Consider the following 24,406-nt stretch of genomic DNA (forward strand, 5'->3'; position numbering starts at 1 on the left):
TCCTGTAGCTGCAAGTACTTGGCTATTACGGTGGCGAATCTTGTCGTAATACATCAATTGAACTTTTTAGACCACAAAGATAAGTCAAAGAACGCCTTAATCAATTATTCAATATAAACTCTATTATAATAACAAAAAAACTAATTCTATTGAAGACCGGAGGATGACCGGATAAGTCTGAGCAATTCTTTGTTTGCCCGGCTATCCATGATGGTTTCCCGTTTTTCTTCAAAAAGATTGAGTGTTGTGGAGCATTCCCCACAGATGTCAATGCCCACTACCTGTTCTTTCTGAAGAATAACAGCCAGCAGTTTCTCCAATTCCCATAAGCTGAGAGAACCATGATCCCAGTTTGTTGCTGCCGAAGCCGGATTCAAGACATCCTTGTCTATGGAAATATAAACCGGCCCGTTGATATGTCCGGAAGAAAAGTCCTGCCAACCCTCTTCGTGCATGAGCGTAGTTTCACTGTAAAACCGGACTTGTCTTTCATATCCTTTCGGCACAGCCTGTATCAGTTTGTCTGAAGCACCTACGATAATTACTTTCTTGCAGTTGTTGTTATGGTCCAATATATCCTTTACCCAACTTCCGCAAGAAAGTATGTTGTCAAACAACGGTGGCTGCATATCGGGATGGTGGTCGAACACAATCAGCGAGAACGGAGTTTCGAGTTTGTCTGTCCAGAATTTAGTCAAATAATGATAATTGCCTGAATCGATGAAATGGACTCCCTCCGCCGGATGATCAGCAATCATCCGCTTCAAAGCCAAAGTACCATCCCTGTCACAGTAGCCCTCTGTACCATAAAGATGACGACAGTCCAGCCATATAAACTTATTGTTCCGGGCAAACGCCTCGTAGTCATACACTCCCGTGAAGTTCATGATGATGATCGGCCATGCTATCCGTTTATCTGTTTTTTGATTTTGCCCGCTCATACGTTGTTTTTGCATATCCTTTTACTGTTCATTAAAACCATCGTACATAACAGAAATCTTGCCGGTGAGGTAACAAAGCATTCTTGGGATACATACGGAAGGCCTGCTTGAAGCTTCCGGCGTTGAAAATGCCGGATGTCGCCTTAAAGGTATATAAATTCCCATTCTTGGAAACTGACGAAAGGGGAATTACCTCATATATGTGATCCTGACCGCCTTCATGCCTGATAATGACCGATTCTATTCCGATTGCGTCATCCAGGCCTTTCTCATCAACGACAACCGTCACCTCATATTCCTTTCCGGCTTCAACCGTGGCATTCAGCCCATTCCCAGCCTCTATGGATTTGATTTCTATGGCATCCCATCTGCTCCGGACGTTTGCTTTCCAGTCAGCCATCATTTTCGCCTTCGCAAAGTTGTCGGCTGCCAGAATATGGAAATGCTCTGACAGCTTGTTATAGAACCTGTCATAGTAGTCGTCCAACTGTCTTTTCATGGTAAAATGGGGAGCGATTTGTGCGATTGAGTTCTTGATATACTTGACCCAGTTTTCCGAATAGTTCTTCCCCCCATGCTCGTAATATAGTGGCAGGATGTCATGCTCCAACAAATAATAGATGGCTTCGGCATCCAGCTGGTTTTGGTACTGTTCATTCTGATAAGTACTTTTATCGGTCAGTGCCCATCCGGCATCCTTGCGGTATCCTTCATACCACCAACCGTCCAGCACGGAGAAATTAAGCACACCGTTCATCAATGCCTTCTCGCCCGACGTACCCGAAGCTTCTGCCAACCGCGTAGGGGTATTCATCCAGATATCCACCCCCGAGATAAGATGGCGCGCCAGGTCCATGTCGTAATTCTCCAAGAATATGATTTTACCTAAAAATTCCGGGCGCCGGGATATTTCCACGATTTGCTTGATCAGTCCCTGCCCGGCACCGTCATTGGGATGGGCTTTGCCTGCAAAGATGAACTGTACCGGATATTTCGGATTATTCACGATCCTAGCAAGTCGGTCTATATCCGTGAACAGAAGATGAGCCCTCTTATATGTAGCAAAACGGCGTCCGAAACCTATTAGAAGGGCATCGGGATTGAATCTCTCAAAAATGGAAACGCTCAATGCCGGATCAACCTGACTCCTGAGCCAGTCCTTGCTGCATTTGCTTTTGATATAGTCCAGCAATTTTGCTTTCTGTTTTAACCGGGTATTCCATATCTCTTCATCTGGGATGCCATAGACAGCCTCCCAGATTTTCTGATTGGACTGGTCACAGAAAAAGTTCTCATCAAAATTGTCCTTGAAAAGCTTTTTCCATTCTGCCGCACACCAGGTAGGCAGATGTACCCCGTTGGTTACATAACCCACATGGTTCTCTTCCGGGAAGTATCCCTTCCAGATCGGCGCAAACATTTGCTGGGATACCGATTTATGTAACTTGCTGACGCCGTTTACCTCCTGGCAGGTCTTGCAGGCGAAGACAGACATGCAGAAACGTTCCTCCTTGTCTCCCGGATTGTGACGCCCGAGATCCATCAGGTTATCCCAGGTTATACCCAACTTGCCAGGATATCCCTTCATATATTTATTGAAAAGCCCTTCGTCAAAATAATCATGACCAGCGGGTACGGGAGTATGTACGGTATAAAGTGAGGAAGCACGTACCAGCTCCATGGCCTGCCCAAAATTCAAGCCGCCATTTATGTAATCACAAAGCCGCTGGATATTGATCAATGCGGCATGCCCCTCATTACAGTGATATACATCCTTCGTTATACCCAAAGCTTTCAGCGTCATCATCCCGCCTATGCCAAGCAGAATTTCCTGTTTTAGCCGATTCTCCCAGTCACCTCCATACAGATGGTGAGTGATAGGGCGGTCAAACTCGCTGTTGAGTTCATTGTCCGTATCCAGCAGATAAAGGGGGATACGCCCCACACTGGCTTTCCAAACATTGGCATGTACCACAAAACTGTCGGCATAGGGGACGTGGATTACCAGTTGTTTCCCATCCGGTTGCATTACCTTTTCAATCGGGAGCTGCCCGAAATTCTGCGCTTTATAATTGACTGTCTGCTGGCCGTCCATGGAAAGCGACTGGTCAAAATAACCGTAACGGTACAAAAGTCCTATGGCACAAAGGTCCACATTGCTGTCCGACGCCTCTTTCAGGTAATCCCCCGCCAACATTCCCAAACCACCGGAATATATCTTAAGAACTTCATCCAAGCCGTATTCCATGCTGAAATAAGCTATTGACGGGCGCTGGTGGTCCGGTTCCACATCGACGTATTTTTTGAAGGCGGAATAGACGGCATCCATTTTATAGACAAAGTTCTCATCATGTGCCAGCGCTACCAGCTTTTCATAATTTATCCGCTCCAGAAACAATACCGGATTCTGTTCCACCTCTTTCCAAAGTCCCGGGTCCAAATCACAATACAGTTTCTTTACGTCATCATTCCATGTCCACCAGAGATTATGTGCGATTTCTGCAAGCTTCCGCAGTTCTGCAGGAAGATGTGAACCTACTGTAATCTCCCTCCATTGAGGGGTATTTACATTATAACTTGAATATTCCATGACATTTTATATTAAATTAAATAAGTTCTAATCTTTATTCAATCCTTTTATTATTTTTCGTTTACCGACAATCCATACCGTATCATTCTCCTTGAAAATTGTATCAGGGTCTGGATTCATAATATTCACGGTACTTCTCTCTATTCCGATAATGACGCTATCCGATATGTCCGCCTCCCGGATCGTCTTTCCGATCAATGGTGAACCTCCTTCGACAGGAAATTGCCCTATTTCCATCTCATCCTGCGAGGATGTTCCGTTCCCGTTCCTTTCTACCTTCTTTTGCTCCATGGATGTCCGGAAGCTTTCCAACTGCCGGTCCGTACCTACGACCGTAACCTTGTCATATGGATAGAGATGCTCTTCCCCTTGTGGTATATCCAGGCGTTTTTCTCCACGGGTGATTGAAATCACATTTATCTGAAACAAGGTGCGCAGGCTGCTTTCTTTTAATGTTCTGCCCACATATATGGAATCAGGGGATACTGTGAAATCCGCCAAATGTAATTCCTTGAACGGGATATTGCTGCCAAGGGTGGAGCCTGTATCACTTTCTGTAGAAAGTCCATTCCCGTCCGTCCCTTGAAAGTTTGCCATAAATTGTCTCTCTATAGTCAGCGACCGTTTCTTGATCCGCTTGGAGAAATAAATGACGGCAATGATAAGGGAAGAGACTACCAGCCCGGCTCCCAAGGCAACATTGAAAAGATGGGTAATGATACTCATCATGATAATCGTGCAAATCAGTATTTTGACAAGTACGATTGATACCAAAGGCCCTCTGTTGAACTTGTTGTCCGTCCAGAGTTTACGGAACTCGGCTGAATTGTTCTTTTTCATGATGATGGCCCATAGAAACGGGGATATGACAAGAAAGATGATGATGAAGCCCAACAAGTTCCCTTCCATTCCCGGCAGACTTTTCCTAATCAAAGGATGCACATAGGAAAAATATAAAGTGATGAAAAAAACGCATACGACCAGATAGAGTGTGACAGACACCAGCATAGACCGGATCAGTTTATGCCAAGTGCCCTGGTGTTTTACAGTCATTGCCCCGGACGTATAGTGTACGAGATAATCTTTCAGGAATCCAGGCATGTGGATGTCTATAAACCGGTATGCCGGTTCCGAAAGCCGTATCATATAGGGGGTAAGAAAAGTCGTTATGACAGATACGGCCACTATGACCGGATAGAGATACTTGTCCGTGACATTCAGACTGACGCCTAAAGATGCGATGATGAATGCGAACTCACCGACCTGTGTCAGTGAAAAGCCGGACTGTATGGCAATTTTCAACGGCTGGCCGGAAAGCAGGACACCAAAGCTCCCGAACAGGACCTGACCGGACAGTACCAGCAATGTCAGGATAAGAATAGGGACGGCATATTCCCACATCATGGCAGGATCGATCATCATTCCCACCGACACGAAAAATATGGAAGCGAACAGGTCTTTTACCGGCTGTACGATATGTGCGATTTTTTCCGCTTCAACGGTCTCTGCCAGCAGGGACCCCATGACAAAGGCTCCCAATGCGGCAGAAAATCCCGCTTTTGTCGCAATCATCACCATTCCCAGGCAAAGTCCCAGAGAGGTTATCAATAAAATCTCGTTGCTGGTGAAACGGCGTATCTTCTTCAGCAGGGTAGGTATCAGATAGATACCCAATGCCGACCAGAAAATCAGGAAAGCGGCCAGCTTCAATATACTTTCCAGCATCTCCTTCCCTTCAAAATGTTTGCCTACCGCCAACGTGGAAAGAATAACCATCATCACTACCGCCACCAGATCTTCGATGACAAGAATCCCCAAGACAATGCCGGTGAATTTCTGTTGGAGAAGTCCCATGTCATTGAAGGCCTTGAATACGATGGCCGTGGACGACATGGACAACATTCCACCCAGAAAAATACTGCTCATGTGGGAGAACCCCATTGCATTCCCCGCTGTATAGCCTATGAACATCATGCCACATACAATAGTGACAGTGGCAACGATAGCCGTAATGCCCACATTTATCAATTTCTTGAACGAAAAGTCCAGTCCCATCGCGAACAGCAGAAAAATGACACCGATGTCCGCCCATATTTTGATATTGGCAGGATCGGAAACAGTCGGGACCAGGGAAACGGAAGGACCCGCCATAATACCGGCTACAATGTAGCCCAATATGACCGGTTGCTTCAGCCACTTGAAAATGACGGTTACAATACCGGCAATAATCAGAATTATGGCAAGATCCGATATTAAAGGAGCAACTTCTGACATATTAACGGTTATTTTAGATCGATAATTCGTTAAGGACCCGGATCAGGCTTTTGTCAATAGGCTTGTCCTTTTTGATTGCCTGGACAAAAGGAACATAAACAATCTCGTTGTTCCGTATGCCTATCATAACATTTCGCTGGCCTTCCATCAAGGCCTGGATTGCGGCTTCACCCAGCCGGCTTGCCAGTATGCGGTCATTGGCACTCGGAGCGCCACCCCGTTGCAGATGGCCCAGGATAGAAACCCTGACATCATATCCGGGATATTCCTTCTTTACCCGGTCGGCGTAATACATGGCACCTCCATTCTTGTTTTCAGGACTTTCGGTCACAATTACGATGCTGCTGTTTTTCGTCTTTCTGAATCCACGTCCGATGAATGTTTCCAACTGGTCCACGTCCGTCCGGTCTTCCGGAATGATGGCCGCTTCAGCACCGGAAGCTATTGCGCTGTTTTGTGCCAGGAAGCCCGCATCACGCCCCATCACCTCGACAAAGAAAATGCGGTCGTGCGAGGTGGCCGTATCCCGGATTTTGTCCACACACTCCACGATGGTGTTCAGGGCCGTATCATATCCTATGGTAAAATCGGTGCCGTACAGATCATTGTCAATGGTGCCGGGCAATCCTATGCACGTCACATCATACTCCTCCGCAAAGATCCGGGCTCCCGTCAGGGAACCGTCTCCACCGATAATTATCAATGCATTGATGTTCTCTTTCTGTATGATCTCATAAGCTTTCTTGCGTCCTTCGGGAGTGATGAAAGTCTCGGAGCGGGCTGTTTTCAGTATGGTACCTCCCCTCTGGATAATGCTGCTTACGTCTTCCGTAGTGAGTTCTTTCACTTCACCGGCAATCAGCCCCTCGTAACCTCTATAAATTCCTTTCACTTTAAATCCGTTAAAAATAGCGGCGCGGGTCACGGCACGGATAGCCGCGTTCATTCCGGAAGCGTCCCCTCCGGAAGTCAGAATTCCTATATATTCATCTTTTTTCATCTATCTCAGTTCTTGTTTTGTTTCATTCTGCCAATATAGCTTTCAGTTTTTTCCGGCAGTGAAAAATACGGCTCTTTATAGTTCCCAAACTCACGCCGGTTCTTTCCGCTATCTCACGGTATTTGAATCCTGACAGGTACATCTCAAAAGGTATGAAATGTGACTCCGGTACACTTTTGATGGCATTACGTATCTTTTCCAGGTCATAGTTCTTGTCCACCTCCTCTCTACAGGACTCGTCCATGATCCGCGAATAATATGCAGGATCGGAGGATATGTACAGGCGGGTATGACCGACCTCCGCCCGGTAACCGTTGATAAACGTGTTGCGCATGATGATAAACAGCCACCCTTTGAAATTCGTGTTCTTGTTGTAACTTTCTTTGTGAAGCATTGCCTTGAGCAGGGTATCCTGCAACAGGTCTTCCGCCTTCTCCCTGTTAGCTGTCAGTTTGTACGCAAAACGGAACAGTTCGTCCTGTACGCCAAGTAGTTCTTTTTCAAAATTGAATTCCTTCATCGGTTGTGCCGGTTCCCTGTTCCGGAAGTGTCTGTTAAAGGTCGGACGGCTTTTCCGAACAAGAAAAGCCTGTCCGACCTTACGACATTCCAGATCTGGAATTATTTAACCTCGATAGCCTTGAAAGTTTTTTGTTTTTCTTCCTCCTTCATTTTCGGGATTTCAATGGACAGAATCCCGTGTTCGACTTTTGCGGAGATCTTATCCTTCTCCACATTTTCAGGCAGCAGGATGGTCTGCTGGAACTTGGAATATGAGAATTCGCGGCGGAGATACTTCTTGTCTTTCTTCTCCTCCTTCTTCTCTTCTTTCTTTTCCATGCAGATTGTCAGGTTGTTGTTCTCGTCAACATTCACCTTGAAATCATCCTTTGTCATTCCGGGAGCCGCCATTTCAACCTTGTAGTCCTTGTCATTCTCAATGACATTGATGGCAGGAGCCGTAACTCCCGTTTTTGCCAGCCACTCATTCTCGAAGAAATCGTTAAAAATACTCGGCAACCAGTTTGAGTTTGTTTTTACAGGTACCATTTTTACCTCCTTTTTTAATTGTTAATAAATAAAATATTCAAAAAGACAATACAATCCAGTCTGATTGACTGACTTTTATCGTCTGATCATACCTTGTTCGGCTACAGCCTTTGTCCGTTTCCGTATCTCTTCCGGGTTTCCAAGGTAGTAGTCCTTGACAAGAACCAGCCTGTCGTCAAATTCAAAGACATAAGGAACCGCCGTAGGCAGGTTCAGGTTGGAAATATCCGTATCGGAAATCCCTTTGAGATGCTTGATGATTCCGCGCAGGCTGTTGCCATGGGCGACTACCAGCAGGCTGTCCTTATACATCAATGCGGGAAAGATGATGCATTCCCAGTAAGGCATGACACGCCCAATAGCATCTTTCAGGGATTCCGTACGGGGAAGTTCCCTATCTGGCACACCGGCATAGCGGATATCCATGCCCGGATTACGGGGATCATCTTTGCCTACCGGAGCGGGAGCCACGTCATAGCTTCTTCGCCAGATGTGTACTTGTTCTTCACCATATTGGACCGCCGTCTCACTCTTATTCAGTCCTTGAAGCATGCCGTAATGCTTCTCGTTCAGCCGCCAGGTCTTTTCAACCGGAATCCAGTCTTCATCCAGCCGGTCCAGGACACAGTTCAACGTTTTTACGGCACGTTTCAAGTAAGAAGTGTAAGCTGCCTCAAAAGAAAATCCGGCCTCCCGTAATGCATCGCCTGCCTTGCAGGCTTCTTCGACTCCTTTCTCGCTTAAATCCACGTCCGTCCATCCGGTAAAACGGTTTTCTTTGTTCCATAGGCTTTCGCCATGACGTAATAACACTATTCTTTTCATGGATACTTCTCCTTTATGCAATGGTTATTGAAGAATCCAGATATACGTCCTGAATGGTGTTCAGAAGTTGAACTCCGTCTTTCATCGGTTTCTGGAAAGCCTTACGACCGCTGATCAGCCCCATACCACCTGCACGCTTGTTTACTACTGCCGTTACGACGGCATCATGCAGGTCGGATTCCCCATGGGATTCCCCGCCCGAGTTGATCAATCCGACACGTCCCATATAGCCATTCGCCACCTGATAACGACAAAGGTCTATCGGATGGTCAGTGGTCAGTTCCGAATACATACGCTCGTTTGTCTTTCCGAATCCGATAGCCTTGAAACCGCCGTTATTGGATGGGAGCTTCTGCTTCACGATATCGGCTTTGATGGTAACCCCGATATGGTTGGCTTGTCCTGTTAAATCGGCAGCGGCATGATAGTCGGTTTCATCCTTTTTGAAGCTGCTGTTTCTCAAATAGCACCATAAAATAGTAGCCATTCCCAGTTCGTGGGCATATTCAAAAGCCTGTGACACTTCCACTATCTGGCGGCGGCTTTGTTCCGAACCGAAATAAATGGTAGCGCCGACAGCTACAGCACCCATGTTCCATGCCTCTTTTACCGTACCGAACATTACCTGGTCGTAGCTGTTCGGATAAGTCAACAGCTCGTTATGGTTCAACTTCACGATGAAAGGAATCTTATGGGCGTACTTACGTGCCACAGCTCCCAGAACTCCGAATGTGGATGCCACGGCGTTGCATCCTCCTTCAATGGCCAGCTTTATGATGTTTTCGGGATCGAAATAAAGCGGATTGGGGGCGAAAGACGCTCCTGCAGAATGTTCTATCCCCTGATCCACCGGCAGGATGGAGACATACCCGGTATTGGCCAGACGCCCGTGCCCGTACAGGGCTTGCAGGCTCTCCAAGGTGCGTATATTCCTGTCGGAATTCATCCATACCTTATCTATCATATCCGGTCCCGGAATATGGATAAGTTGTTTGTCTATCGTCTTACATGTATGGTTCAGGTAGTACTCAGCCTGTCCTCCCAATAAATCTACTATTTTCATCTTATTTATTTTTATTGATTATTCTGGTTTATGACTCCCGTTCACCCAGTTTTGCATCCATAAAAAGGATAGCACTGTCTCCGGCTTTCCTCAGCCGACTAACAATATTGAGTACATTCGCTTCTTCTTCTACCTGCTCACGAACAAATTGCCACAAGAAGTTCTGAGTGGCATTGTCTTTCTCTTCGGATGCTACCTGTACCAATTCATCAATCAGTTTGGAAACATGTTTTTCATGCTCCAAAGCATGTTCGAATACTTCAACAGGGTTACCCCAACCTTGTGGAACCACATCGACCTTGTCCACTTTCGGGGTTGCCTCACGCTTAATCATGTACTCAGCAATGGCATATGCATGCCCGATCTCTTCTGCAGATTGTTTCTGCATCCAGCGAGCCATTCCGGAAAAGCCCTCTCTTTCCAGATAAAAAGACATCGATAAATACAGGTTGGCAGACCATAATTCTGCTGTGATTTGCTCATTCAGGGCATTTTGCAATTTTTCAGTCATGACGAATCAAACTTTTAATGTTAATAATAAATCCAAATTATCTCTCTTCTTTAAGAACAAGCATGGGCTTGTTTCAAAATTTCAATTAATACCGGACGTATCCCGCTGATAAAACATTCCACGGCGATCACCATCAGAATAAGTCCCATCAGTCTCATCATTACATTGTTTCCCGTCTCTCCCAAGATTTTTAAAAGCTGGGTGGACGCGCACAGAATAAAGAATGAAAGAATGCAGACCAAAGCGATTACGCCAAGCAATACTATTTTGAAAGTATATTCCGAAGCATCTTCCATCAATGTTATTCCACTGGAAATCGCTCCCGGACCGCATAACATCGGAATGGCAAGAGGTGTGATGGTTATATCTTTGGAATATTCTTTTCGTTCAGTTTCATTCAGTTTCACATGGGTGAAATGTGCCTGCAACATATCATATCCGATTTTAAAGATGATGATACCTCCCACAATCCGGAATCCGTCTGTTGAGATACCGAAAAAATGAAACAGGAACCTGCCCGATAATGTAAAAAGGACTAATATGATAAATGCAATGGTACATGCTTTCAAGGCGATACATCTGCGTTCTTTCGTATCCATTCCATCAGTCATTTGCAGGAATACCGGCATCACTCCAAGCGGGTCCATCAAGGTGAATAGCGAAGTGAAACACAATGTTATATATACAAATATATCCATGATGACATATATTTTATTGTCGATTATTATATCGCAAAAAACATACCAGATAGCATTCTGCAATATTAAATTTTGCAGAATATCAATCTTAAATCCATACCGTCAAAAATAAGGTAGTCTCCGTTCGTTTTCCTTGTAATAATTCCATAAATACCGTACTTACATATATACGGTCTGCATACAGCCCGCTGATGAAAGAATGGAAGGACATGTTCACATTCCGGCATAATATGAGAAATGTGTTTACCTGACATGATATGTACTGCTCGTGTTCAAGCAATTCATTCAGGGCATTCAATGGCGTTGTCCATTCATGTGTATCCCGTTTCATTTCATTGATTGCAACACATCCTCCATCATGGCATATCCGATTCATCATCTGATAAACCTTGTTCATATTGTCCTGTGCTTGGGAGTTTAGCCAGGAGCTAAGTATTGGAAGCCGTTCATCTTCAAAATAGACCTGCAATGACAGGTATAAACCGGTTGACCATATTTCTGTATTGATCAACTCATTCATGGCGTTTTCTATTCGTTTATCCATTATCACTCTGAATATTGAAAATCCATTACTAATATTATGTGTTATTCCCTGTATATAAAAATTCCATTCGATTGTGGGTAACCCATAAAACGGAATTCTTAAACGAGGCTTAAATAATAGGATACTTATCCGCATAGACAAATTGTCACAAAAAATAGTGCTATGGTGTCTTTTTGTCTTGTTTTTCTTGCAGAATATCCAATAAGATATCCAGTTCTCTTTCTATTCCTTCAATCTTATCGGAAATACAGTCCAAAGTATTATGGTGCAGACTAGCTTTACAGTCCTGCAACTCTCTTGATAGAGAAAGTACCTGCAACCAAAGTTCTTCCTCTGTGTGACAGGGGGAGTTACTATTATCTAGTACCATAGAAGGAGAAGGCAGAAAAGTGTCTTGGCATGTAATTTGTATGATAATGAACGGTATGTCCCGAAAGAGACAGGATGGAAATGAAAGGATAGAATATTCCACAAAAGACAGTAACAAACGAAGGGGGGAAGTCGTTGGAGACAGTTGTCTCGCTTTTAAAACAACTTGCTTTCATAATGTTTATAATAAGCCAACCCTGTTCCCTGGAGTTGTGTTTATATAAAGTTAAGCGTGGGAACTTTGGTATTACCGTTCAGAAGTATCCCCATACTCAACAACATATAATACACAAAGCCCCACGCCTATATATAACAAAAATCTATATAAATAGTACGTGGAGCGTCCAATGTATTATCCAATTGTTGTTTCGAAATTGGGGATTTCCTGAACTTGGATAAGACCTTAACGCTTTACTATAAATCTTCTATTTTTAAAAGACTAATACAAATGTAATAAAAGAAATGAATTCTTTCAAAGGAAATATCTCCTTTTTTAAGGGGTGGCTTAATTTTTCTTCATTGAAAGTCTTAGAATTACTGCCTGCCAAAGCCCGTCACAATTTTTTTGAAATCCTCAAGCTGTACATTAAGCTCTATATAGTACAAGCAGAAAAACAGACCATGATGCCGCAGGCAGTATAGGCCATAACCCACTCTTCCGTGAGTATCTTATCTATTTGACAATAATAAAAATGTAAAGGAGGATAATGGCATGGACAATATTCGTATCCCAATACATATAGGTTAACATATAAGGGAGAATGGTCACGGAGTCCACAAACCGTAGAATGAAAAAATATATTTCCATCGTGCACGGTTTATGCCTCTATCCGGATATTTGGCCGGCGCCGCAAAATGCGCAATGCATACTCCACAAAAAACACAAGGGAGGAAAAATAAGTCATACTGAACAACGCCTGTCTGTAATGGGTCATGGATACAAATGGACTACAGATAATGGCTGCAATGGATATAACGATACAATCAAGCACAAAATAATGTACGAACGTGCCTATCAGTTGCATTTGGATGAAGCAGTACCACTTCATGCGATGTTTGGTTAGATTGAGTATGGATATAGGGGCTTAAAAATTAGACAGATACAAATTTACTAAAAAAGGAGAGGCTGTCTCAAAAGAGGTGTTTACAAACTTACTTTTGAAGATTTCATCCTTTCAAACTGCTTTTTCGTTGCCATAAGCCTCCTAAGAGGCTACTTTTGCAAGATTATATGCTATGGCTAGCAGGGCGAACTCAATTTCAACCTTCTTAAATCCACGAAGATGGAACCTCTTGAAGTGCTTGTTGTTCTTGAGGTTTCCAAATACGGCTTCCACATCCTGTGGTCGCTGACTGCGATATTTCAGACCTTCATCAGAGAGTAGCTTTTCACGTTCTCTTTCCTTGATTTTCCTCAGACGGTGATTTACCTGTACAATCCTTTCCGAGCGGCTTCTGTAGCACCGGCATCTTAACGGGCAGCCCTTATAGTTACGTGCCTTGTATCTTGATATGGTCTGCACAAAACCGTTGTTTGTTACCCGCCTTGCATCGGAGAGTCTTTCCATTCTCTGTCCCGTAGGACAATACATGCCGTCGGTTTCTTCGTTATGAAAATAATTGTACTTTATAAAGGTTTCAATGCCATGTCTGAAAGCATACAGATAGTTCTCTTCACTTCCGTATCCGGCATCACAGACAGACACGTCAGGGTATCTGCCGTAGAGGGAATGGAAATCATCCATATGCAGAGGATAGGTGGAGGTATCGCCCAACACTGATGGATGGTATAGTTCAGAATGAACTGTTTATTGGTACTGAACTGGGGATTGTATCCGGGTTTGAGTTGTCTGTTCTTCATATGGTCATCTTTCATGCGCATGAAAGTAGCATCATTGTCTGTCTTTGAGTGGCTGTTACGTCCGTCAAGTATCTTTCCCTGCGATTCATATTTCTTGAGCTGTTCAGGCCATGACTTCCTTACACGTCTTACCTTCGCTTTCATCTTCTTGTCAGCATCCACTCCATTCAGGGCATCATCTATCTGCCCGAGTGCCTTTTCCACTTTCTCCGGGGTGATATCCTGATAGGCAACCGGAGCGGAATCACGCAGTTCCTGCTTGGTGAGGGACTCGGCGTATTGCCATATCTCCTCAAGCTGTTCCGCGATTCTGGATATGCGGGTATGTATAGATTTGCCCCCCCAGACGAACGTATAACGGTTGGCGTTCACCTCCATCTTCGTCCCGTCGGTACAGGCCACATCCAGACTTACAAAACCTTCCGCCACGAGAAACTTTACAATGGTTGCAAATATCGTCTTCAGCACATCCTTTAGCCGGCTGCTGCGGAAACGGTTGATGGTATTATGGTCAGGAGTTACATTGCCGGTAAGCCACATGAAGCGTATGTCATTACGACAGAACTCTTCTATGCGACGGCTGGAATAGATATTACGCAAATGCATAGACAAGAATCTGAAGCATCATGCGTGAGTGGTACGCAGAACAGCCTTTAGGGGAATACTTACGGTAAAGTGCTTCAAGGTTTATCTGTTCAATGATGCGGTGAACAACCCGGACCGGATCGTTCCGGGGAATAAAATCGCCTAAACACGGAGGTAAAAGCAGATTATCGTTGGATGTGTAACTTTTAAACATTATCTTTGGGATATCTTACTTGATGCCCTAAGATACAAAAAATTAGGGAGATGGGCAAGTTCTGGCTGAGCGAAGTTAGGGCTTACCCGATTTTTTGCGGACACAAAAAAGGCCATCCCAAAGTTTATTTGAGACAGCCTTGTTTATTTTATGTGCAAATGTAACTGTTATCCTAAATAACCATTCAGAATTATTTCAGCATTTCACCTTTTTCGTTGAAAAACACAACGCTTTCGGTTCCGACGGCATCAACCAAAGTTACTTTATAAGTCTTTACGCCATCTTCTGCCACTTCTACGGCTGCTTCCTTAATGGTGGATTCAGCATAGTCTTTCTTGATGGCGTCCTGAACTGCCTGCGGGAGTTCCTTTATATCAATCGGTTTAAACTCGTTCACCATTGCAACGATTTCAACATCTGATGCCATGTTGTTAGCGAATGCTACTGAACTACCTAATCCCATTACCAGTGCTACTGCAAACAATACCTTTTTCATAATGCTAATTATTAAATTGTTAAACATCTTATCGTCTTACGCTAAAGAATAGACAATCACCGTGCCAAATAAATGGATATTTATCATATTGCTGTAAAACAGACCCTTATGAATTATTCATATTGCATAATGCAAATGTCTGATGGGCATTTTTTCTACAATGATGTGGAATGCGATACACATGGTCTAACGACTGTGAATAAGAGAGTTGAGACGTTAAAATCATGCAGACGGCATGCGAAAGGAGTCGTAACGAAAGTAATCTCTCCATTACGGCTCCTGGTTATTATCCTTCTACTGTTAAAAAGTAATATCCAATTTCACCATGAATGTTATCGAACGATAGCCGCACTCCTTGCTCAACAGGTTGTTCACCATAAACTGGAAAGCGACTCCCTTTGTCACTTTCACGCCGAAGTAATTGCGTATATGTTCGTAAAGGAGATGGCCCATTCGCTGGGATTTGAAAATACGACGTTCTTCACCCAATTCTTTAAACGGTTCACCGGCTCTACTCCGCAGGAATATAGAAAGCATTAATCTGCCAGATACCTTTTCATTCCCGGCGAGTACTCTGTCCGGTAGTTTCCGCAACTGTCCGTATAGATAATGAAATTGTCAATTTCCGGATGCTCTTTCTACAACTGACGGGCTTTGCGGCTCCCCAACGTCATAAAGGCCGTTGCATAGGCATTAGCAAGCATGCACTGATGGGCAATAATTGTAGCACTCAATATATCCTTTTGAACCGGATATCCTGTTATCGGATTGATGGCATGAGCGTATTTCCTTCCATCTTTCAGATAGAAATTACGGTAGTTGCCGGAAGTTGCGAGTCCCAGCCGTTCCGGCAGTTGCACAATTTGTTCAAGCTCGGAGTTTGTTCCGGTACTGTCATCCTTCGGTCTGACAATGCCAATGCACCAATTCCACCCTTGCGGGTTCTTTCCTTTCGCTATCATTTCGCCGCCGATGTCTATCATATAGTTCGATATGCCTTTGCGGTCGAACAAACACGCGATTATGTCACAGATAGTACCGCCGCCGAGCGCCGAGAAATTGAGCAGGATGCGGGGATCGTCTTTCATCACACGGTTGCCCTGTAAACGCACTTTCCGGAAGCCTACAAAGTGGCGGATACTGTCTACGAGTTGCGGAGTGATGCTGTCGAACTTTGTAAAGCCAAATCCCCACAGGTTGATAAGCGGTGCACAAGTTACGTCAAATATCCCGCCTGTTTGTTCCGACGCTTGCATGGCTGTGCGGAAAGGATTGCATCAAGTTATATATCTTACGATGTTTTTTGTGCCAAGTGTATCTCTATGTAGAATACATTTCTAATTAGCTAAGCGATATATGAAACTAATCTTATCGAAAATTTTGTCCGTATCTTCTCCGACCTTTGGGTTAATCAGTTCAGCATATATCTGCATAGAAAAGATTGATTTTGTGTCCTAATACTTTTGTAAAGTTTCTTATGGCACGCCTTTTAATATACCCGAAACAACAAAGGTATAATGTCCGATATGAAAAAAAACTGGATTTTTATTGAAGCGAATCAATTCTTTTATTATTTTTACCTTTCCTTCCATAACCAACGTGGTGCGCCGCTGCGCCCTGCAGCTGCTCATGTCGAAACAGAAAACACTGGACAAGCAGACGCTGAAGGAAGCCTTACAGAAAGAAACACAGAGAATGTGAAATTATTACGTGGACTCCGACGGACCGCCCTGCTTGTGTTACCGGCTGCCTTGCCCGGGATGAACCTTTGAGATGCAACCGCCAGACAAAGGGGAAGAGGAACACTTCCATACCCGTAACCCGGCAGGACAGTCTTATGCCAGGGACACAACTATAGAAAAAAGGACAGACCTGATAGTAAGATGCGTTTGGCAAAAAAGGAAATGATGAATATTAATAATAGAAAAAGACATTTGTTCCGCAAAGCATACGCGGATATGTACATAAAAAAAGAGAAATATCTTCAAAAGGAGGATTGTTTTCCAGCCCCCCCATTACTGGTAGTTTTTAGGAGATAAAGCCTAAGGATATTTTGTTTTTCTCACTTGAAAACCTTTTTTTGCATAACAAAAACGTCCTTTGAATGTATGCAAGATGAAACAAGCCGCTGAATTTCGCTCGTTTCTAAATAGTTACCTATTAAATAAAAATAACAAGAGAACTATTTAATTTTCAGTTAGATAGCAAAAGCATTGTGTTTCGCCACGTAACTCGTCAGCGGAATAGGAAGACCGATTTGTTCTCCCAATTTCTTTAGTTTTGAATTCACCAGCTGGGCTGCACTCTTGTATTGCTTCCGTTCGTCCGCTTCTGCGTCGAGAATGATCGGCAACAGATAGGAAGAACCCATGGTGTCGTATTTATCTATGATTTCTTGCATGGGCTTTTCCCATTTGATTAGTAGCTGTTGGTTGGTCTTTTTTCTGCGATATGATAAAAAACCGTTTTGCAGATTACTTTTCTTTAGATAAGCCATATCTATAAATGACATTCCCCGAGTATAAAAACTGAACATAAATAGGTCTCTTGCATATTCCAAAGAGGAATCGTGGCTTAAATCCATATCGCGTATCTGCCGGATAATTTTGGCCGGAACCGCCCGTTTTATAGTTTTATCTATGCCTGTATATACATGTTTAAACGGATATCGCTGTATGACCAATTCTTTCTCTACGGCACGGTTATACATGGCCCTGAGATTTCTCATGTAATAAGAAGTACTGTTCGGACAAATGTCCTGAGATTTTAGATATTGTTCATATTCTATCATCAGATTGGAGTCTACGTTGTCGAAAGGGATGTCCCTGTCTCTCTTTCGGGAGTGCATGAATCGCTTGAAGCTATTGAGTGTAGTGGTATAAGTTTCGGTGGTGCGCATTTTCCCTATTTGTCTCAGTTGTTCAATGAGATTCTCACAAAAAGACACAAAGTATTCGTTTACAGGAGGAGCGGAATAATATTCAATGATTTCGTCTGCTGTATATTTGTATCCAAGATTCTCAAATCTTATCATGATATCTTTTAGACGTGAGGTATCTTCTTTTATACATTTTTTTAAAGAAACCAAATACCGGTGTCGGTTTTCTCCGGTCTTTGCCGGTATGATTATTTGGGAGTTGAAAATATCCCACTCATCAGGATAAATCTTGTATCCTGAATTTATCTGTCTTGCTACACGATTATGAATTACTTGATAGAACAAGGTTCCCGCTTTTCCTTCTATAGAGGAATGTCGATACTTTATTTTCAATGATGCCATTTTTTGTTTAATTAATATTATATATTCTCCAAAATAAATATTTTGGTGTATTATATGGTTAATAACCAATAAATTAGACATCTGTTTAATTTTGATTATAGTTGGGTTTGTATCAATACGGCGAAATACTTAGCTATTATATATCAGTGTAAATAAGGTTGGATTTTACTCTTTTTTTATTTCCGTTCTTCCCTTTTCCTTGTTTTCTGCCTCCTCTTGTGTGCTTTTTCATAGCTCCATCTGAGACCCTTTGTTTTTGAACGGCAAATTTATGTCGGTGGATGGATATGAAAGAGTTCCGGTCTTCGCCCTTTGTCCTGAAAAAAATAACGCCGGACGGCTTCGCTGTCCCCAACATTTTTTGTCGTCCAAAACTTTTCTAAATCCCTCCTTCCTTATTGATGCGTGCCGTAAAAAAAAGGCTCATTAACTCAGATGGGGCATGAAAGCTCAAAAAAAAGTCGGCAGAAAGAAAAGGCTATCCCGGAAAGGGGGTTTAAAAAAAGGTCTTTAAATCTAGCTGAAGCATAAAATTAGAAGTTTAACCCATTAAAAATGTGACGTATGATTACAGTGACAGAACAACTAAAGAATGTGTTTGAAGCCAACCCTTTGTATTCAAAAGAGGGGCAGGGGCTTAATGCGGAAGTTATAGCGAGATTTTTTCTTCCTTTCTCTTCGGCGGTATGGTTGGTAACGGAAGCTGAACAGCAGGAAGACGGTGACTGGCTCTTTTTCGGCTATTGCCATATTCAAGAATAGGAATGGGGGTATGTGCTTCTTTCTCAAATTCAAGAGGTGAATGTTCGTGGGTTGACCGTGCAGCTGGATAAAGGGCTGAAAACCGGTACGACGGTAAAGGATTGCCTGAATTGATTAAGGGGTAAACGGAATGTTGAACTTAAAAACGGAAGTTATGGTTTACGAAACGAATTGCACGGAAATAACACAGGATAAACCACGTTTCAAGAGCCGCAGGGACAGGCAGAGTTTTCTTTGCCCCCAGCATTGCCGTGTGGATTTTGAAAAAGGGACACTCACCATACCGAAAGCCAAAGATATTTCTGCCGTACCGCACCGCAAGTTCAAGGGTATGGTGAAGACCGTTACCATCAGCATGACACCTTCGGGAAAATACTTTGCTTCCGTATTGGTTGATACGACCATTCAAGAACTTCCGGCATCAGCGATACAGGGCAATACGACTTTGGGCATTGACTTAGGAATCAAATCACTCGCTGTATGTTCTGACGGACGCACGTTTGACAACCCGAAGAACTTGCAGAGAAGCCTTGACCGCTTGAAGCTGTTACAAAAGCGGTTGAGCCGCAAACAGAAAGGTTCTGCCAACCGCAACGAGGCTCGCATCCGTGTAGCTCGGTTGCAGGAGCGTATTGCTAACTGCCGTGAGGATAACCTTCATAAAATCACCCACGCACTCACGCACGACAGCCAAGTGCGTACCCTCTGCATGGAGGATTTGAACGTGAAGGGTATGCAGCATAACCACCATTTGGCGCAAGCCGTAGGTGACGCATCTTTCGGGATATTCCTGATGCTGCTTGAATACAAGTGCCGCTGGTATGGTGTGAATCTCATCAAGATAGACCGCTTTGTCCCAAGCTCGAAGACCTGCGGCAAATGCGGCTATGTGTATAAAGGATTGAAATTGAACGAGCGAAACTGGACTTGTCCGGAATGTGGCACGCATCACGACCGGGACTTCAATGCCGCTTGCAACATCAAAGAATTTGGCTTGAAAGCCCTACCCACGGAGCGTGGGAAAGTCAAGCCTGTGGACTGTCCTCTTGTGGATGACCGACCTCGTGTCCTAAAAAGCAATGGCAGGAAGAAGCAGGAAAAGAGAGGAGGTATTGGTATCTCCGAAGCCGCTAAATCTTTAGTTTAGCGGTAGTTCACCTTCTAGTCAAAGGGAGCAACAACCGTTCCAGAAGTTCTTTCTTGTTCTCAACGGTCATTTTGTTTCTTCCTTTGGCTATGATTTCAGCAGCCAAATCGCTTTTACGCCCGGCGATGTATTTTTGTCGCTTTCCGTTGATGACTGCCTCGATACGGAAATCATGCCGGGTGTTTTCGATGATGTTGATTTCTGATACTAGAAAGCCATCCTCTGTTTCGTAGGGTTCAACGATGGTGGGCAGGTAGTGCTTCATGGTTTCCCCTATGAGCGGAGATACCAAGCCGGAAAGATGCTCTTCGATGCGGTCTTTCCAATACTCATCGATTTGATAATTGGTGGCATAATCGTAGAAATGGCTGATGGCAAGGCTGACTTCCTCGATTATTCTTTTCGCATTCTTTATTCCGTTTTGTCGGGCAAATTGCAAGAGGTCATCTTCCGTGATGCCGTTGTCTTTTCCCGAAATATTCATAGAGTGTACGTTTTCATAGGCCGCACCGTCTAAATTGGTGGTGAATGTCATGTCGTATGCAGGGGTGATGTGCCATGTGCCGTTTCTTTCCATCAGGAAAGAGAAATTCTTGATGTGGTCATCCACGTTGCCACCCATGACATTGAATACCATCCGGCGGTACAGTTCAGATTGCTCACTTGCCGGGATGCTCAGCTTTCGGCAGACTTCAAACAAATCCTCATAGCTTGTTGCGTCCGGATTCATGGCAGCGAGCGTCTGTGTATGTATCTTCTCTCCGTTTATCCTATCGTAACGCTCCGTCAGGAAGTGATGTTTCCCCTCAATTTGAATGAGTCGGGAAGGCATCATCGTAATCCCGGCTTCTTTTGCCAACTCATAATATACCATTTCCATTTGCGTGAACGGAAAATCGTCCCCTTCTGCAAACTTCAATATGTAGTAGGTATAGCCCTCCGGCAAAGGAACTTGGCCGGAACGTATATCATGTGTCGTTTCATTGATGGCGATGATGGCTTTCGGGTGCTGTCCTCCGGCTGATGTCCCTATCTCATAGATACTTTGCAGTTGCAGTGCTTCATCATCTTGCACGGATATTTCCTCCCGTTCCTCAAAGATACGGCGTGCCAGTTGGTATAAACTCTCTATCTGGAGAGTAGAAGAGGATTCCAATCCCGGTGTGGCCGGAATGAACTCAAAGGCTCCCATTCCCCGTTTTCCGATGAAAGACAGTTTATCTACCGGCGTGAGTTTGCGCTTGGGGATATGGTTTTGTGCCGCCCATTGGTCGAAGACCATGTTACCCCACCGGTCAGGCAATGAATCTGCCAAGAACGGTGGAAGACCTTGATAAATCTTTTCTCTGTTTCCGAGTATGGGCATACCCTTTGCCGTCGATCCTTTGACAGAAGCGGTCAGTGGGGCGATTTCCACTCCTTTCTTGATGAAGTCCGGATGATAGTTGAAGACGGCTCTTTTGCTCCTTTCGTCCCAATAGAGCTTTCCGACTTCTTCCCCCCATAACATAACACTCACAACATTATTTTCCATGTCTTATCCTTTTCGGCTTTTTATTCATTATTTGTTCCATAGTATAGGCTGAAACAGGTATTTCCGGCAGCAGGTCGTCCATCTGTTCCAGACAGTCCACTACTCGCAGCAGGGCAAGAAAGTTGCCCATATTGATGTTATAGGCCTTCCCGTTCTCAAACTGGCGCAAGGTGATAAGGCTGACACCGGCTTTCTCGGCAACCTCTTTTTGGGTGAACCTATAGGTTAGTCTGTATTCCTTAAATCGCCTGCCCAGTTCCGCTATGATTTCCGGATTGGCCATGGCTTGGGTGATGTGATTCGTTGTCATATCACAAAGGTAAATATATTAACTGTTAAATCAAAATATAATAGATAATAATTAATATATTTACTATTATATTGAATGTTGCGAGATGTCGTTTGTGTGCTAATCCCCCAATTCCATGCTTCGCTTATTGCCGCCTATAATCGGGCTTTGTGCGGGCTTTATGTCCTGAATGCTTTTTAGCACTTCCTCCATTTGGAAGATTTTGGCGGCAGCGATGAAGGTGGTGGCGGATATATCCGGCTGGAGGATTTTCAGTACCTTCTCCGATGGCTGATATCCTTTCATCTTCAGTTCCAGGATGGCGTTGAAGTCATCATTCCACATAGCCTTCATGAAAGCCTGCTCTTGTTCGTTGGCAATGTCCGGCATTTGGATGGTATGCAGTTGCCTGCCGAACAAGAGCAGGTTTTTTCCGATAAAGTCGGCGTGTTCCGGTTTGACCCCGCAATCCTTGGCAGTCTCATGCCAATGCGATACGGTTTCCTGTACCTTTTCGATAATCTGTTTGTGTTCCCGGATACCCATGTTCTCACCCACCTTTTGCAGATCTTCCATCGTGAAATTGTCTTGTTTGCCGTTGAGTGACAGTTGGTGGCGGTTCGTCCATTTGCCGCCCGGTGTGTATGAGTAGCAGAGGTCGTATGCCGGTGACAGTTTCCACTTCCCTTGTCTATCCATCAGGAAAGAGAAGTTCTTGCTATGGTCGTCATGGTTCCGGCCCATGACGTTGAACACCATTCTTCGGTAAAGCTCCTCTTGGCTGGGATAAGGCAGGTTCATTTGCCTCATGATGCGGAATATCTCTTCGTATGAATGGCGCTGGTCACGGTCATAGTGGGCAAGCCCGGCCAATGTCTGTACATGAATCTTCTCTCCGTTTTCCATACGGTCAAAACGGCGTGTCATAAAATGGCATGACTCTTTTTCCTGAAGTAACCGACATTCCATCATATCGATACCACAGGCTTTTGCCATTCGGTGATAGGCATATTCGATGTTTCCTATTCCTTGTGGATTGTCCGTTATCTGCGTGTGTTCGCTGTATTTGCCGCCATCAAATTTCAGCAGCCAATACCCGAATCCTTCAGGGGCTTTTACCTGCCCGGAGCGTACCTCTCCGGTAATATCGTTATAGGCGATGATGGCCTTGGGCTTGGCACCTCCGGCTGATGTTCCTACCTTCAGTATATCCAGTATGTTTCTTCCTTCCTGGCGCAGTTGGGTCTGAAAAGCCATCCTATCTGTGAATACGAATTGGGCAAGCTCCGTCAGTTCCTCGATATGGAGGACCGATGATTCGTTCATGCCGTTGATTGGCGAGGACGGCTCAAACTCCAGTGCGCCCATGCCACGTTTGCCTACATAGCAAAGCCTGTCTAAAGGGGTTATCTCTTCTCTGGACAATCCCTTGCTGGCAAACCATTCATTGATGATCTGGTTTCCAAAAGTATCCGGCAGTGAATCGGCAAACAGTCCGGGCAACCCCTTGAAACAGTCGGTGCGGTTTTCAAGGAACCGGTAGGGTGTGTTCCTGTATTGGTCGATGGGCATGATGATGGGAGAAATGTCAAGACCGGAGCGGATGAACTTCCGTTCATAGTCGAACAAGGCGGCATTGCTTTCCTTTTCCCAATAGAGAGAGCCTACGCTTTCTCCCCACAGCTTTACATCTACTATCAAATCATTCATGGTTATCTTGTTTTAAATGGCGTACACGGTAGCGTTTCTTCCCTTGCAGTTTTTTGAGCTCTATCGGGCTGACCCGGATTTCCGGTACCAGTTGCTCCAGGTTCTCCAGCAGGCCGAGCGAGCGGAGTACGCTGATGAACAACAGCAGCGATACCGATTTGCCCTTCTCGATGTTCGCAACGGTCAAGGGGCTTACACCGGAAGCCGTTGCCAGTTCTTCCTGCGTGATACGCTGCCTGATACGTGTCTCTTTGATGCGTTGGCCGATTCTCATCAGCACAGCCGGATTGCTCATTTCATGCCACATGGTTGTTCCTTTTTTGCAAATATACAAATAATCCATGTAAATGTATAGATTAACTTGAATATATGATGTTAATCTATATAAATATAATGATTATAGTTGCCTTGTCTTTTCTTGAATTAAAAGCAAATAAAATCACAATGTATTGTGAATATGAAAGAGATAGGAAAGATTATTAAAGAGCGTAGAAAGAGTTTGAAGGTCAATCAGCTGGAACTCTCCGAGCTGGCAGGTGTGGGCATCAATACGTTGGTGGCCATCGAGCGTGGAGAAGGAAATCCTAAATTGGAGACACTGCTTTCCATTCTTGACACGCTTGGGCTTCAAATGACTATCGGATTGAAAAGTTGAATTTAACT

24 protein-coding genes and 3 pseudogenes are annotated in these 24,406 nt (G+C 44.3%); 5 read left to right on the forward strand and 22 right to left on the reverse strand.

The annotated features are described in order from the left end of the window. Positions 1-146 precede the first annotated feature (146 nt). From NBH16_RS14100 to NBH16_RS23435, 12 genes and pseudogenes are all read right to left on the reverse strand, one after another. The gene (locus NBH16_RS14100) at positions 147-956 is read right to left on the reverse strand and encodes an arginase family protein (RefSeq protein ID WP_250788767.1); all 810 of its coding nucleotides are present in this window, start codon (positions 954-956) and stop codon (positions 147-149) included. A gap of 16 nt (positions 957-972) precedes the next feature. Beyond that, positions 973-3,531, reverse strand: a complete 2,559-nt coding sequence (gene glgP, locus NBH16_RS14105; RefSeq protein ID WP_122383136.1) for an alpha-glucan family phosphorylase — start codon at positions 3,529-3,531, stop codon at positions 973-975. A gap of 27 nt (positions 3,532-3,558) precedes the next feature. Further along, positions 3,559-5,805 (reverse strand): cation:proton antiporter domain-containing protein, encoded by a 2,247-nt coding sequence (locus NBH16_RS14110; protein ID WP_057088921.1) that lies wholly within the window; start codon positions 5,803-5,805, stop codon positions 3,559-3,561. 13 nt (positions 5,806-5,818) lie between these two features. Next, positions 5,819-6,805: a 6-phosphofructokinase gene (pfkA, locus tag NBH16_RS14115; protein WP_005825800.1), complete on the reverse strand. Its 987-nt coding sequence runs from the start codon at positions 6,803-6,805 to the stop codon at positions 5,819-5,821. 22 nt (positions 6,806-6,827) lie between these two features. Beyond that, positions 6,828-7,325, reverse strand: a complete 498-nt coding sequence (locus NBH16_RS14120) for an RNA polymerase sigma factor (RefSeq protein ID WP_032537059.1) — start codon at positions 7,323-7,325, stop codon at positions 6,828-6,830. Between the two features lie 101 nt (positions 7,326-7,426). Next, complete coding sequence (locus NBH16_RS14125) at positions 7,427-7,855, reverse strand: Hsp20/alpha crystallin family protein (protein ID WP_005825798.1); 429 nt, start codon at positions 7,853-7,855, stop codon at positions 7,427-7,429. A gap of 75 nt (positions 7,856-7,930) precedes the next feature. Beyond that, complete coding sequence (gene gpmA / locus NBH16_RS14130; protein WP_005654449.1) at positions 7,931-8,680, reverse strand: 2,3-diphosphoglycerate-dependent phosphoglycerate mutase; 750 nt, start codon at positions 8,678-8,680, stop codon at positions 7,931-7,933. Positions 8,681-8,693: 13 nt separating this feature from the next. After that, positions 8,694-9,743, reverse strand: a complete 1,050-nt coding sequence (locus NBH16_RS14135; protein ID WP_005825795.1) for a class I fructose-bisphosphate aldolase — start codon at positions 9,741-9,743, stop codon at positions 8,694-8,696. A 28-nt stretch (positions 9,744-9,771) separates the two neighbouring features. Further along, positions 9,772-10,254: a ferritin gene (locus tag NBH16_RS14140; protein ID WP_005859444.1), complete on the reverse strand. Its 483-nt coding sequence runs from the start codon at positions 10,252-10,254 to the stop codon at positions 9,772-9,774. Positions 10,255-10,304: 50 nt separating this feature from the next. Continuing rightward, positions 10,305-10,952 (reverse strand): MarC family protein, encoded by a 648-nt coding sequence (locus NBH16_RS14145; RefSeq protein ID WP_005851956.1) that lies wholly within the window; start codon positions 10,950-10,952, stop codon positions 10,305-10,307. 102 nt (positions 10,953-11,054) lie between these two features. Beyond that, a pseudogene (locus NBH16_RS14150) lies at positions 11,055-11,472 on the reverse strand (ferritin-like domain-containing protein). A gap of 184 nt (positions 11,473-11,656) precedes the next feature. Then, the gene (locus NBH16_RS23435; protein WP_009016900.1) at positions 11,657-11,866 is read right to left on the reverse strand and encodes a hypothetical protein; all 210 of its coding nucleotides are present in this window, start codon (positions 11,864-11,866) and stop codon (positions 11,657-11,659) included. 787 nt (positions 11,867-12,653) lie between these two features. Between NBH16_RS23435 and NBH16_RS14155 the strand changes: the two genes are divergently transcribed. Continuing rightward, positions 12,654-12,929 (forward strand): hypothetical protein, encoded by a 276-nt coding sequence (locus NBH16_RS14155; protein ID WP_232432656.1) that lies wholly within the window; start codon positions 12,654-12,656, stop codon positions 12,927-12,929. Between the two features lie 141 nt (positions 12,930-13,070). Here the strand turns inward: NBH16_RS14155 and NBH16_RS14160 are convergent. The 5 genes and pseudogenes from NBH16_RS14160 to NBH16_RS14180 all read right to left on the reverse strand — a co-directional run. Continuing rightward, positions 13,071-14,525: pseudogene (locus NBH16_RS14160) on the reverse strand (IS1182 family transposase). A gap of 190 nt (positions 14,526-14,715) precedes the next feature. After that, a complete protein-coding gene (locus NBH16_RS14165) occupies positions 14,716-15,021 on the reverse strand; it encodes a hypothetical protein (RefSeq protein ID WP_005859437.1) in 306 nt (101 codons plus the stop codon). Between the two features lie 300 nt (positions 15,022-15,321). Further along, positions 15,322-15,558: a hypothetical protein gene (locus NBH16_RS23560; protein ID WP_044546565.1), complete on the reverse strand. Its 237-nt coding sequence runs from the start codon at positions 15,556-15,558 to the stop codon at positions 15,322-15,324. Positions 15,559-15,659: 101 nt separating this feature from the next. After that, positions 15,660-16,277, reverse strand: coding sequence for an FAD:protein FMN transferase (locus tag NBH16_RS14175; RefSeq protein WP_250788769.1), 618 nt, complete (start codon positions 16,275-16,277; stop codon positions 15,660-15,662). Positions 16,278-16,358: 81 nt separating this feature from the next. After that, positions 16,359-16,550, reverse strand: a pseudogene (locus tag NBH16_RS14180) (site-specific integrase); the annotation flags it as partial. Here NBH16_RS14180 and NBH16_RS14185 point away from each other — a divergent pair. Beyond that, on the forward strand, positions 16,548-16,793 hold the full coding sequence (locus NBH16_RS14185) for a hypothetical protein (protein WP_199712380.1): 246 nt from the start codon (positions 16,548-16,550) through the stop codon (positions 16,791-16,793). The pseudogene NBH16_RS14180 and the gene NBH16_RS14185 sit on opposite strands and share 3 nt — an antisense overlap. 425 nt (positions 16,794-17,218) lie before the next feature. Here the strand turns inward: NBH16_RS14185 and NBH16_RS14190 are convergent, their stop codons facing one another. Continuing rightward, positions 17,219-18,301 carry a tyrosine-type recombinase/integrase gene (locus NBH16_RS14190; RefSeq protein WP_009276869.1) on the reverse strand — a complete coding sequence of 361 codons (1,083 nt, stop codon included), beginning with the start codon at positions 18,299-18,301 and terminating at the stop codon, positions 17,219-17,221. Positions 18,302-18,865: 564 nt separating this feature from the next. Here NBH16_RS14190 and NBH16_RS14195 point away from each other — a divergent pair. Together NBH16_RS14195 and NBH16_RS14200 are read left to right on the forward strand one after the other, a co-directional pair. Next, a complete protein-coding gene (locus NBH16_RS14195) occupies positions 18,866-19,063 on the forward strand; it encodes a DUF2958 domain-containing protein (protein ID WP_233554288.1) in 198 nt (65 codons plus the stop codon). 154 nt (positions 19,064-19,217) lie between these two features. Next, positions 19,218-20,210, forward strand: coding sequence for an RNA-guided endonuclease TnpB family protein (locus tag NBH16_RS14200; RefSeq protein WP_157261311.1), 993 nt, complete (start codon positions 19,218-19,220; stop codon positions 20,208-20,210). A 7-nt stretch (positions 20,211-20,217) separates the two neighbouring features. Here the strand turns inward: NBH16_RS14200 and NBH16_RS14205 are convergent, their stop codons facing one another. From NBH16_RS14205 to NBH16_RS14220, 4 genes are all read right to left on the reverse strand, one after another. Then, positions 20,218-21,744, reverse strand: a complete 1,527-nt coding sequence (locus NBH16_RS14205) for a type II toxin-antitoxin system HipA family toxin (protein WP_009276866.1) — start codon at positions 21,742-21,744, stop codon at positions 20,218-20,220. Then, positions 21,734-22,054, reverse strand: a complete 321-nt coding sequence (locus NBH16_RS14210; protein ID WP_122383138.1) for a helix-turn-helix domain-containing protein — start codon at positions 22,052-22,054, stop codon at positions 21,734-21,736. Before NBH16_RS14210 ends, NBH16_RS14205 begins: the two co-directional genes overlap by 11 nt. Positions 22,055-22,153: 99 nt before the next feature. Next, the gene (locus NBH16_RS14215; RefSeq protein WP_009276865.1) at positions 22,154-23,743 is read right to left on the reverse strand and encodes a type II toxin-antitoxin system HipA family toxin; all 1,590 of its coding nucleotides are present in this window, start codon (positions 23,741-23,743) and stop codon (positions 22,154-22,156) included. After that, a complete protein-coding gene (locus NBH16_RS14220; protein ID WP_009276864.1) occupies positions 23,736-24,086 on the reverse strand; it encodes a helix-turn-helix transcriptional regulator in 351 nt (116 codons plus the stop codon). The genes NBH16_RS14215 and NBH16_RS14220 overlap by 8 nt, the downstream gene beginning before the upstream one ends. 114 nt (positions 24,087-24,200) lie before the next feature. Between NBH16_RS14220 and NBH16_RS14225 the strand changes: the two genes are divergently transcribed. Further along, positions 24,201-24,398, forward strand: coding sequence for a helix-turn-helix domain-containing protein (locus tag NBH16_RS14225; protein WP_010185730.1), 198 nt, complete (start codon positions 24,201-24,203; stop codon positions 24,396-24,398). The last annotated feature ends 8 nt before the right edge of the window (positions 24,399-24,406 follow it).

The sequence above is a fragment of the Parabacteroides sp. Y3-G-102 genome, assembly GCF_023656845.1.
In the GTDB taxonomy this organism is placed as follows: Bacteria; Bacteroidota; Bacteroidia; order Bacteroidales; family Tannerellaceae; genus Parabacteroides; species Parabacteroides distasonis.